The sequence below is a fragment of the Bacteroidales bacterium genome, from assembly GCA_013314715.1.
Taxonomy (GTDB): Bacteria; Bacteroidota; Bacteroidia; order Bacteroidales; family GWA2-32-17; genus Ch61.
In genome coordinates this window covers 1-12,893 of sequence record JABUFC010000001.1, presented here as the reverse complement: position 1 = coordinate 12,893, position 12,893 = coordinate 1, and the positions used below count along the sequence as shown (strand labels likewise).

At 29.8% G+C, this 12,893-nt stretch carries 8 protein-coding genes; all 8 read right to left on the bottom strand.

Annotation, left to right across the window (positions count from 1 at the left end):
* Positions 1-2,856, bottom strand: a complete 2,856-nt coding sequence (locus tag HPY79_00040; protein NSW44208.1) for a PD-(D/E)XK nuclease family protein — start codon at positions 2,854-2,856, stop codon at positions 1-3.
* Entirely contained in the window at positions 2,853-4,283 is a 1,431-nt protein-coding gene (locus HPY79_00035; GenBank protein ID NSW44207.1) for a carbon starvation protein A, read from the bottom strand. The genes HPY79_00040 and HPY79_00035 overlap by 4 nt, the downstream gene beginning before the upstream one ends.
* 13 nt (positions 4,284-4,296) lie before the next feature.
* Positions 4,297-7,473 carry a UvrD-helicase domain-containing protein gene (locus tag HPY79_00030; protein NSW44206.1) on the bottom strand — a complete coding sequence of 1,059 codons (3,177 nt, stop codon included), beginning with the start codon at positions 7,471-7,473 and terminating at the stop codon, positions 4,297-4,299.
* 99 nt (positions 7,474-7,572) lie between these two features.
* Positions 7,573-8,241: a hypothetical protein gene (locus HPY79_00025; protein NSW44205.1), complete on the bottom strand. Its 669-nt coding sequence runs from the start codon at positions 8,239-8,241 to the stop codon at positions 7,573-7,575.
* A gap of 59 nt (positions 8,242-8,300) precedes the next feature.
* Positions 8,301-8,963 carry a hypothetical protein gene (locus HPY79_00020; protein NSW44204.1) on the bottom strand — a complete coding sequence of 221 codons (663 nt, stop codon included), beginning with the start codon at positions 8,961-8,963 and terminating at the stop codon, positions 8,301-8,303.
* Complete coding sequence (locus HPY79_00015; protein ID NSW44203.1) at positions 8,960-9,907, bottom strand: isoaspartyl peptidase/L-asparaginase; 948 nt, start codon at positions 9,905-9,907, stop codon at positions 8,960-8,962. Before HPY79_00015 ends, HPY79_00020 begins: the two co-directional genes overlap by 4 nt.
* A 2-nt stretch (positions 9,908-9,909) precedes the next feature.
* The gene (locus HPY79_00010; protein ID NSW44202.1) at positions 9,910-10,401 is read right to left on the bottom strand and encodes a PAS domain-containing protein; all 492 of its coding nucleotides are present in this window, start codon (positions 10,399-10,401) and stop codon (positions 9,910-9,912) included.
* Positions 10,382-12,721 carry a PAS domain S-box protein gene (locus HPY79_00005; protein NSW44201.1) on the bottom strand — a complete coding sequence of 780 codons (2,340 nt, stop codon included), beginning with the start codon at positions 12,719-12,721 and terminating at the stop codon, positions 10,382-10,384. The genes HPY79_00010 and HPY79_00005 overlap by 20 nt, the downstream gene beginning before the upstream one ends.
* Between the last annotated feature and the right edge of the window lie 172 nt (positions 12,722-12,893).

The following is a 12,893-nucleotide window of genomic DNA, read 5'->3' as shown; positions in this document are numbered from 1 at the left end:
TTAATTTTTTCTACAAATTAAATTAAAATTACAATACTCACAATTTTGAATATCGGTAGTTTGAATAAAAGGATAATTTTCGTTAAATAATTCATTTATTTTATTTATCATATATTTTTCAAATTCAGTTACAATATTTTTATTAAAATTTAATGGCATAAAAACAGGTTTCTTTTTTCCTTTGACATCTTGTATAAGTTCTAATTTTGATAAAACTTTTTTAAAAGGCGAATCATATTTTTTTATATATATATTTTCAAGATACAATGGTTTTTCAAAATTTTTATCCATACTATATAAATAGCCATAAAATGCCAACTGAAAAGCATAAACCATTTTTGCATTCTGATTAAATAAATCTTCAATATGATTAAATCGTACATCTTTTTCGCCACCGGTTTTAAAATCAATAATATACAGCGCATCATCTCTTTCTATTATAAAATCAGCTCTTCCGAATAGTAAAATTTTTTTCTCTGACAATTGAACATTGAAGTTTAAATCTTTTTCAAAGCCTAAAATTTTTGCAGGGAAATGCGAATTTTCACCTTTTTCAACGTCAATAAATTTATAAAGCCAATTTTTTAATTGCTCTTTCATTAACAATACCTGCATCCATGTTAAATCAAAATTTTTTAAAACAAGTTCATCTACTACCAACGGTATTTTTTGCTGAATTTGATCTAAGTCTTTTATTTCAATAAAATCGTAACTTTCGAATAATTTTCTCAAGGCTTCGTGAAAAATATCCCCCATTTTTTTATCAAGATTATCGTCGGGGAACAATTGTGCATCGCTTAAATGTTTTATTCTTTCAAAATAATATTTTAGCGGACACTGAATGTAAGTTGCTAATGCTGCTTGTGATAATTGAATGTAATCATTGCTGTTTAAAAACGTATGCCATTCTTCTTCAATATCTTTTTTATTGACAATTATTGGTTCTACAATATCAGATTTTGCAATTGCATCGTGAATAAAAAACTCCTCTACACTAATATTGGTATTAAATAATAATTGTCTAACATATGGGCTTTTGTCTGCCTCGTCATTACCAATAAATTGAGAATAAAACAATAACGACTCTTTGCTTCGTTGTAATAATCGGTAAAAATGATATGCATCTATTGCTTCACGTCTTTCGGGAGTAGTCATTCCAAAGAATAATCGCAATGAATGTAAAATAAAAGTAGGCATAAATTTTTCGCCAGGAATAACCGATTCATTGAGCGACAATACTAAGACTTTTTCAAAATCGATTAAACGACTCTCCATAAGCCCCATTATTTGCAACCCCTCTAATGGTTCACCAAATAAATCAATCTTTTGGCGTTGTATTATTTGTTGAATAAGACGTAATAATAGCCTTTTATCGTTAATTTCAATTTCATTTTGTTGAAGAAGTTCATAAAACTTACCTAAGCTGTTGTATACTTTACGTAAAGCCTGAATCTCCAACTCTTCATTAATAGATAATTTTTCTTTTTGAAGCCATTTTTGTTCTAAAAATTGTAATAATTCTAAAAGTTGTCTAATAAAAGTAAGATGATCAATGTTTTTAAAAAAAGCATACAATAGTTGTTCAATTGCCGAATTAGATTGAAATATTGAACTATTTTTAAAGCTTAAATAAGCTTGATAATTAGAATTTTTATTAAGCAAACTATCTAACTGATGTCGTAACTCTTTGTACTCTGCCAGAAATGGGTGATAAAGTAATTCCATCCATGTAACACGAGATATCCATATATCATCATGCACAAAACGTATTTGTTGAATTAACCGAAACAATTGCCTAATAAAAGAATATGTAGTCGAATATTTTACCGAAAATCCCATTGTAACATTTACCTTTGTTACATTTTCGGGCAATGAAGCCAAAACCACAGGCAATAAGCTTTCGTCGGCTAAGATGAGTCCAGTAGTTGCTTCATTAGAACTTAAACATTGACAAGCATATTTGGCTTGTACAACTTCGTTAGGTAATGCATGAATTTTAATTTGCTGTTTTCGAAAATTGTCAAATGAACCAACAAAATCTTTAGGTGGAGGAAAACTTTTTAATAAGTTTCTTAAATATTCGCCAGCATGAAATTGCTCATTTTTTATATAATATTCATCGTAATCCCATAAAAATTGTACTTCTGTTTGATGATTTAATAATTCAAATATTTTCTTTTCTGCTTTGTTAACTGCATTAAACCCAACTACAAAAAAGATATTGTCTTTAAAATGGTTTAATTTTGACCACTCATTTTCAACAAAGTAACGAGTTAATAAACCATCGTAGGCTATCTTACTTAATATCAATTCTTTTTTAAATTGTTCGTAAAGTGTATAAAATCCTTGCCAAAGTTTTAAATATTCATCGAGCCCATATTCATCTTTAGACTTATTTTGCTTTTCCAACAATTGAACATATCCTTTTAATATATTAAAAAAATCGTCATCAAAAGGAAAACGTTCGCTAATTTCTTTAATATCAGCAAGATTAGTAAATAACTTTTCGGCATCGACTAATTCTGCATCTAAATCATTAAAATCATTCAATAAAATTTGCCCGGTAAAATAAAACTCATCAAAAGTAATAGTTTTGTTTGTATAATTATTTTTAAACACCTTAAACAAATGTGAAATTAGCAATAACTCATCAGCTGTTTGTAATGATGAATGCTGATTAACCCAATCGTTAAGCGAAATTATTTGCGGCAACCAACTGGTATGATTTAATAAATTGCAAAGTTCTTTTTCGAGATACAAACAAGAACGCCTATTCGGCATTAAAACTACAACATTTGCAAATTGTGTATTATATTTATAAATATAATGAGCGACTTCTGATAAAAAAGTTGTCATAATTTTTCAGTATGTAGTTTTAAAAATTTTAGTTTGTAAAAAAATAAAAATGTGAAAAATAACGTTATAATAAGCCCAAGTATATAACTCCACTGCTGCGACAATTGAAATCCTTCTGGCGCAATAAATATATATGTGCTTACAACAGCTGTCATAAATATAGCAGGAATTAAAGTTATCCAATATATTTTACCATTACGAACCAGATATACTGTTATAGCCCATAGTACTAAAGTTGCTAAAGTTTGATTTGACCATGCCATATAACGCCAAATAATATCAAACTTAACAAGGGTCAACAAAAATCCTCCTAAAAAGAGGAAAAACGAAATAATTAGGCGATTTTTAATAGGTTTCTGATCGAGTTTTAAAAAATCGGCTACGATTAAACGTGCACTTCTAAAAGCAGTATCTCCACTGGTAATGGGCGCAGCAACAACACCCAGAATGGCTAAAATAGCACCAACTTTACCAAGTAAACCCAACGAAATTTCGTTTACTGCCCAAGCTGCATTACCTTGTTGAGCAATCATTATTGTATTTAACTCTTTTACTCCACCCCAAAAGCTCATGCCTACAGCTGCCCAAATTAGAGCGACTAGACCTTCGGCCACCATAGCACCATAAAACACTCGACGACCATACTTTTCGTTGGTTATACATCGTGCCATAAGAGGCGACTGCGTTGAATGAAAGCCTGAAATAGCTCCACAAGCTATAGATACAAATAAAAGTGGATATATAGGATACTGTTCGGGTTGGCTATGCATATTGGTCAAAGACACTTCTGGAATTGGTAATCCTTTATAAATCATCATAAACGAAATGGCTACAGCCATAAACAACAAAGCTAAACCAAATAATGGGTATATTCTGCCAATAATTTTATCGATTGGCAACAATGTGGCCAATATGTAATAAATAAAAATAATGGTTGCCCAAAAAGTAAGCCCCATTGTGCCGATTGTCATACCATCTAATATCTTAGCTGGTCCTACGACAAAAACAGCTCCAACCATAATCATCATTATTACAACAAATGCACGCATCAATTGCTTAACGGTAACCCCTAAATAAGCACCAATAATTTCTGGAATACTTTCGCCCCCTCTTCGAACCGATATCATACCGGAGAAAAAATCGTGAACAGCCCCTCCCAAAATGTTACCCAATACTATCCAAAAAAAAGCTACAGGTCCCCACATAGCACCTGCCACTGCACCAAAGATAGGACCTAAACCCGCTATATTTAGAAACTGGATTAAAAAAATTTTAGACCAAGATAATGGAACAAAATCTACTCCATCAGTCTTTGTGATAGCAGGTGTAAGACGTTCTTTATCTACACCAAAAACTTTTTCTATAAAACGAGCATATAAAAAATAGCCCAAAAACAATAAAACGATAGAACTAAAAAAACTAATCATAAGTCATCACTTTTTATTCAACATAAATTAATTTTTGTTTTTCAATTTGAACAATATAAGCATCAACTTGAGTATAGTTCATTTCGTGAAGCATCTTTTTATAAGCATATAATTGAGGAAAATAATGTTCTACCAACGTATCACCTGTTTTAAAATCGACCAAAATAATATGATTTTTTAAATAAAAAATTTTATCGGGTCGAAATAACTGTTTTCTATAAAATATTTTTCGTTCGCTCCATATTTGTGTTGCCTGCGAATACCATGTTGCCAATTCGGGAATATTTTTCCATAACTTTTCAATGGTTGCAAGTATTTCATTTTGCTCATCTTCGCAAATATTATTCATTATCATTATTTTAAGGGCTTTTTCTCTCCAATCATTTAAGCTATTTATTTGTTCCATTATTGAATGAATTAAAATTCCGCGAGCAATCTGCTTATTCGACGATAATTCATTGTTATTTTTTACAACAAATTGTAATTTATTTTGAGTTTCTACAGATTTTATTTGATACGAATTTGATTGTTTTTCTGGGTATATTTCATTATTAGCAGTCCATTGTCCAAATTCATAAATACGTATTTTTTCATTCTCTTTGACGATATATGATTCTAAGGTACGTTCTTCGCCCAATAGTTTTATGTGTGTAGTTTTATCTAAAAGATTGATAAATTCTTTTCCAATTTGCCTGTTTAAAATATTTACAATTAAAACTTTCTTTGCTCTTGTAAATGCTACATATAATAAATTTAGGTCATCTATTTTATTTTTATCGCATTCTAATTGATAAGCAGAAGCAAATGAGCTTGTCAATAATTCTTTATTTTCTTTTACGAGTAATGCTGGCACATTTGTTTGTTTGTTTAACCAATGGGGCATATTTAACCATATGTAATTTGAATTAGACTTTTTAGTCCAATTTACAAAAGGTATAATAACCGCATCGTATTCTAAACCCTTTGATTTATGGATAGTAACAATATGAACACCAATATTTTCGCCACTTATTTTTATTGATTCATTAAGACCATTTTTAAGAAACCAATGTATAAAAACAGCTTCGTTAGAGGGGGTTAATTCAATATATTTTTTTAATAATTGTAAAAAATGTAAACAAAATACTTTTTCACGAGCAGAAATATGACTATATATAAGGTTTACCAAAAATTCTGCTTTTGAGTAAAGGTTTTTACTAAAATAATCGAGATTATTGGTATATTTTTCCTGCCATTCGTAATACGGTTCGTTTATATTAAGCTTAGCAAAAAAATATTGAACAAAATATTCTGCTAGGCTAGCATGTGTTTGCTGACTATGTAAAAAAAAGATAATAAACAATACAGCATTCGAATTAGAATAAGTAATGCTTTCTTTTGAAATTATCTTAAATTCGGGGTCGTCTATTTTCAATTCATTCATTAAAAATGAAAATATTTTTGACGCCTCTTTATTATTACGAACTAATATTCCAATATTTTTGTAGCCATACTGCCACAAATTATTTACTTCGTTTAAAAGCCATTGATCTATATTTTTTTCTGTATCATCATTTTCTATATTTTCATCGTCATTATCGGTCTCATCTTTTTTCATTTCTTTTGTTAAATATAACCTCACAAAGCCTTTAAAATCACTTTCTAATTTTGTGTATGATATTTCTTGATAAGCATCGCTATAAATACTATTACTCAAATTCAATATCGAGCTATTATCAATATCTTTTGATTTAAATAATTCAGGAAAATGGACCAATAGGTCAAAAATAGCATTGTTAAAAGAAACTACATAAGGATAGGATCGCCAGTTAGTTTTTAATGATTTTTTTTCAACTCTATGGTTAAAATCTTTTAATATCGTTTCTTGCATTAAAGTCCAATCGCCATTACGCCATCTATATATAGCTTGTTTTACATCGCCAACTATTAAAACGCTATCGCTTTCTTTATCGGCTATACTATTTTCAATCAAAGGTTTTAAAACATTATACTGTACATTCGATGTATCTTGAAACTCATCTATCAAAAAATATTCGTACCGCACACCTAATTTTTCGTATATAAACCAATAATTCTTTTTAACAAATTGCTGCAAAAGCTTACCAATATCCGATAAAAAAACAATATTATTTGTTTTTTTGTATTCGCGTAAATGATGTAAAACCTGATTTAGCAAAGTTATATTATGAAGTTGTTTCGTAATAATTCGGGCATCTTCATATTCTTTGCCCTCATTTTTTATCAATTGAATAAATGTTTCAAGTAATAACTGAAATTTATCGGCATAAGGTAAAAACTGAGCTAATAAGTCTTTATTTATCCATTTTTTATTTTCTAAAGCCTCTTTTAAATAAGTGCTTTTTATATTAAATACAGCAAGCGTTGATTTTCGACTAATAAATGAACTCAATTTGCTTCCTAAAAAACCTGCAGGTCCTTTATTTTTTTGATAAAAATCTTCCTCTTTTAATTTTGCTTGATTACAAAGAGCAATAAACTGCTTATGAATGTTACTACATTGCTGTATAAAATGTTCTTGTTTTTGTGTTAGTATATGCTTAAGTGATTCAAAATCGGATGATTCTAAAGAGGTAAACAATTCTTCGTATGGGTAAAAAAACTCTTTGTTTATCTCATTCGAAAGTTGCGTAAGTTGTGTTCGGGTATCAAAGGTCGTATTATCGTTTACAAATTGTTGAATAAAATGCTTTAGCCAGTCGAATATTTTTGATTGTTCATCCAAATTGGCAATAAAGTCGTCGATTGCCTGTTCAATTACATCGTTATTATTAACAACTAATTCGTAATTTGAACGTATTCCGATTTCGTATAAAGCACCTTTAAATAAACGTTGCAAAAAGCTATCGATAGTCGAAACCGAAAAATGGTAATAGTCATGAATCATGCGATTAAGTACATCACTTGCACGATTTATTATATCATTATTAGTTAATGTGTTTGGAGAAATATCGGCAAATACTCTAAATTCGTCCACACCCTTTCCATTGGCTAAATCGAATAAGCGATTTAAAATTCGATTTTTCATTTCATTTACAGCCGCGTTGGTAAAAGTGATGGCCAGTATTTTTTGATAATTATCTGGCTTTTCCATCGCAAGCTTTATGTAAAATAGCGACAGATTATAGGTTTTACCGCTTCCTGCAGAGGCCGATAAGACTTTTATAGGCATTTTTTTTTCAAAATTACAGCTTATTTTGAAAATATATGCTTGTGTTCAAAAATTTATAATTCTTTTGTTAATAGATTTTTTTATATAGGAGAATAAACTTCAAAAAAGCTCTCCGCCTACCGACATACGATTAAATTGTAATTTTTCCCCATTAACGATTAAAATCAAAAAATTATTCTTAAAATAATAATTTACAGTAGTTTCTTTATTGCCCGATTTTAAAACAATTTTATCATCCAATACTCTATAGGTACCTTTTTCATATAAATTAAAAAATCTATTTTTATCTATCCTATATGTTTTATCTTTGTTAAATACATAATAAATCTTTGATGTATCATTATTCACATCGTAGTAAACGTCGTTTTTTGCTATTATATTCCAATTTCCTATTATCTTTTCATATTCTTGAACAAGTCTCATACAAATAATATGTTTTGTACTTTTCCACACCATAGAATCGTTAGAAATAAATTCAATTTTAAATTTATAAAACTTTGAAAATTCATTGGGTAACAACTCAAGAAAAATAGAATCGCCCATAATTTTATATTCGTATGCACTCATACCATTCAAATTATACAAAATGCGATTATCTTTAACTTTTATTAATGAATATTTCCCATAATCGCTTGTATCTGGATAGACATACCAAATTTTATTTTTAATCAACATATCGGCTGACGAAACATTAGATATAAGTTCTTTTTCGTTCTTACATGCCATTAAAGTAATTAAAACTAATAATAAAAAAAATTTTGTTTTCATATTTTAATTATTTAATATGTTTAATATATATAAAACGGTAATACTATAAAAATAGTATATTATTCTTTAACTAAACATTTATTTTTAATAGCCTTAATATCTGACGATTGCCAAAATTTTGTAAAGGTATCTTTATTATGTTTAAAATTTTCGACTGTATATTCATCGTAAAAATAAAGTTGAGCTAAGCCTTCAAATTGGTGTTGCTTAAAAACAGAATATGCTATGCACCAACTTTGTAATGAATCGCAATGTTCTATATGCCGGATAATTTTTGAAATATCGTTCAAATACATTAAAACCGTCTTAACATTTGGTTTTGAAAAGTTGATTTGACAGATAGATGGATTATCTTTTACATAAGTCAATTGATATTCCTGACCGGGGAAAATGGGTATATCGAGGTCGCTAATAACATAACGATGATTGGTGGTTTGCATGGTATAGCCAAAATAGGTAGAATCATTAATCCTATAAGTAAACTCAATGTTATTATTTTCGAATTCATCGCGAATGCCCGATAAACTAATGCGTGTAACTTTTGCCCACGTATTAACACCATTGTATTTTAACTTATAATCGATATAGTAATCGTAACCTTTATAAATAAATAAAATAAGCAAAATAGGGCTTAAAAATAGTAACTTATGCCATCCTTTTAAAACGTTTTGTTGTTTGAGTTTAGGATTAAAGGCTGATTTTTTATTTGGTAATTGCTTCATTTAGAAAAAAATTCAATGGTTTTCTTACCAGAAGTATCCATAGAAGCTCGAAACATACCGGGAGTATTAAAATACCAAGCCCAATTCCCTTTTCGGTCAAGTGCGATGATTCCCCCCGTGCCACCTTGTGGCGTCAGTACAGAATCGACCACATATTGCAGCGACTGCATAAGCGTTAACTTTTTATAAAGCATGAGTGCATGTACATGAAAAGCAACGGCATTGCGAATAAAGTATTCGCCATGTCCGGTACACGAAACGGCACAAGTCTGATTGTTGGCATAAGTACCTGCACCAATAATAGGCGAATCGCCTACTCTGCCATACTTTTTGAGCATCATACCACCGGTTGAGGTCGCTGCTGCTAAATTTCCGAACATATCTAAAGCAACACAACCAACCGTACCATGTTTATCCAATGCTTTTGCTTTTTTGTACCTTTCTTTGGTTTCGGGTGTAATAAAATATTCGTTTGGCACAATTTCTATTTGCTGTTCTTTGGCAAAAGCCGAGGCACCATTACCTATTAACATTACATGAGGAGTTTTCTCCATTACTTTACGAGCCGCCGATATTGGGTTTTTAATATTTGTAACTCCTGCCACAGCACCTGCTAATCCAGTTTTCCCATCCATAATGGATGCATCGAGTTCGGCTTTACCTTCTTGTGTTAAAACAGCTCCTTTACCAGCATTAAATAATGGATTATCTTCGAAATAACGTACAACTTGTTCTACAGCATCGACACTATTGCCCCCTTTTTTCAAAATAGTAACACCAATATTTAATGCTGAATCCAACGCATCGGCATATTTTTTTTGATTTTTAAGGTTAGTAGGAGTAATATTGCCCGCCCCACCATGAATTACAATAGCATATTTTTGAGCATAACCCATGTATATCGAAAAAAATAAAATAAAACTTAAACATTTATTACAAAGCATGGTTATAAATTAAGTTTTTTTACTTCTTGCCAATTCTTAACAAAAGGTCTTAAATCGGTTATAACGCCAAAAATACATATTAATTTGCCTTCATCGCTTAAAAGAGGCGATGCCGAAATCTGAACCGGTATTTTTGTGTCGTTGTTATCAATCAAAATACTTTCATAAAGGCTTGCAATGCCCTTTTTCCGCAATTCTGTATTAACCTGATACGTAGAAAACTCTTCACGGTCGGTAAATTTACGAAGGTTTTTACCATTAACTTCTTCTTTGGTAACATTCAATAATTTACAAAAAGCTTCGTTGGCATAAATAATATTCTCATGCTCATCACTTAAAAGAATAGGACTCAAGCTTCGTTCTGCAAATTTTGAATAGATTTCAATCAATGCGCGTTTTTCGTATCCTGGTAAACTTATGTATTTACGCAACCGCTCAATTTCTTCTTTTAATCGTTTATTTTCGTAAATCAGATCATTGATTTGGTTTTCCATATTCTAAATATTTTGATAGCATTGCAAATAATTCATTTTGAAAATTTTCTGAATTTAAAATTATTCCTTCATACGAAAAATCTGCTTTTTGGTTACCTTTTAAAATACCTAAAATAGGAACATTGGGCAAAAAACGTTGGATTATACTTCTATAATCAATCAAAGGATTTTCAAATAGTTCATCATCAATAAGTACAATATCTGCAATGACATTTTGCATTAAAAAAGAGATGAACTTTGAATCAGTAGGAGCTTTTAAAATATGAATTTCTGTCGGTATCAATAAACTTTCAATTAGTTGCATTAGATAAAGATCGCTTGTAATAATCATTAAGTTAAAAGACGACCATATTTTGGTTGTATAGGTATTATTTTGTAGCGACGTTTGAGATATTTTATTTTTTTGTTCTTCGGAATAAGACTTAAATGGCAAAAGCAGTTCAATTTTTTGGTCATCAACGTTTAACGTACCGCCCATAAAGCTTAGCAATTTTAAAACCACTTGATAACAAAGTGTTTTATCGTTAAAATAAGCGAATTTAATTAATTCATCGTTGTTTTTTTTCAGAGCTTGAATAGTTAATAATAAATGGAATTGCGAAATTTTTGCTTCGAATAATAAATAATTTGCAGCATGCTTTATTACAATATTATTGATGGTAAAATCGAGTGCCTTAAGCAACGAATCGGTATCAAAAAGTATGGTATCTTTTATCGTAATCGGATGAAAATCAAAACTAAAAGGTGTATAAATCGTTTGAGCTTTTTGCTTCAACCATTCACTCACTTGCTGGTTAAATTGCTCAAATGTAATGGGCTTATTGCGTATTTTAAAATTTGACTTCTCACACTGATGTAAAATTTCTATTTGCTTAAAAGTATTTTGCAAGATAAATAAATATCGGTCTAAACTCTTTTTTAGTTCATTTTGTTGTTCTACATTAAGATTCTGATTAAAAAGGAGATGAGTTACCTCAGGTAATAAAGGAACCGACATTTTTAAATGATTAATAATAGCTTGCAGTTGGGCTTGTTTTTCTTTTATTACAGTTTCATTTTTTAGTGTTAATTCAGAAATTTGTTTTAGCAAAAAGTTTTGATAAGTCATATCTACTATGATTCCCAATGTCCCGATAACTTTATTTTCTGAATCTTTTAGTGGAGATGCATTAATTAATACGTGCACCATACTTCCATTCCGATGAATGAGCATTGCTTCGTAAACACTCGATTTGCCTTTTTTACGAATTTCGGTTTGCTTTTGGAACATAACCATTTGTCGGGGCGTAGTATAGTTTGATAATTTTGTGTTTATCATCTCATCTACTGTATAACCCAATATATGGGCAAACGCAGGATTCACCAATATTAAATTTTCGTCAGTATCGGTTACAATAATGCCCGTCAATGCTGTATTAAATAACGATTCATAGAATTGTTTTTTTTCGGTTAACTCTTTTTCAATATTTTTTTCTTTTGTTAAGTCGAGCGAAACACCAATTGCAAAAGTTTTGTTTTTAAATTTAAAGGGAATACTTTGAGCTTTTGTATAAATAGTTTTTCCCGAAAGAGTAGAAGTATAATAGCCTTCGTATGTAGCATGTTTTAGTTGAAAAATAGATGAGAGCATTGCAAAAGGCTTTTTATCTTTAATTGAGCGGATATCCATGCCAATAAAAGTCTCTCGCTGTATGTCTAATTGTTTTAAAAAAGCTTCGTTGGTATCGGTAATTATTAAGTTTTCGTCGTAAATAAAATAACCAATGGGCGAAAGCTCAAACACTTTTTTGAAAAGTGTTTTCTGAAAATTTAATTCCTCCTCTTTTTCTGTTTGTTTTGTAATATCAAAAACAATAGCAGTTAAAAATTTACCATATTTTGTTTGAATTGCTTTACCTTCGACCAAACTATAAAATGTGCTACCATCTTTTCTTATTTCGATAGATTTAACTTGAAAAACCTCATCAGCTTTAACATCGTTAATAAAGCGGTAAAAATCGCTGTGTATTTGGGGGTGAATAAATGTAGTACCATGCATACCAATAATTTCGTGAAACGAATAGCCATACAATTGACATGTAGTTTTATTTACATGAACAACATAACCCTTATCATTGAAAATGATAATACCAAAATTGGCCGCATGGTTAATGCTATTAAAAAAAGCTTGATAGTCAGTTAAAATATTTAAATACCGGTTGTTTTTAGGGTAAAAATACAAACTGATGCTCTTATCAGATTTTTTTGCTTTAATAATTCCTGCAATATTTTTAAAATTTTTTGAAAGTAAAAGAGCTATAATTTTTTTTGATATAGGCAAATGTTGTTGAAAAGCTAGAAAATATTTGGGAAAAATTATTGCAATGAGACCTTTGCAAAATTATATTATTTTTTTGATATATCAAAAATATTTGCCTAAAATTGAATTTTTAAGGTAATGATTCAAATTGCAGGACGATTTTATTCAAAAAAACATCTTTTTTAAAGCCAAA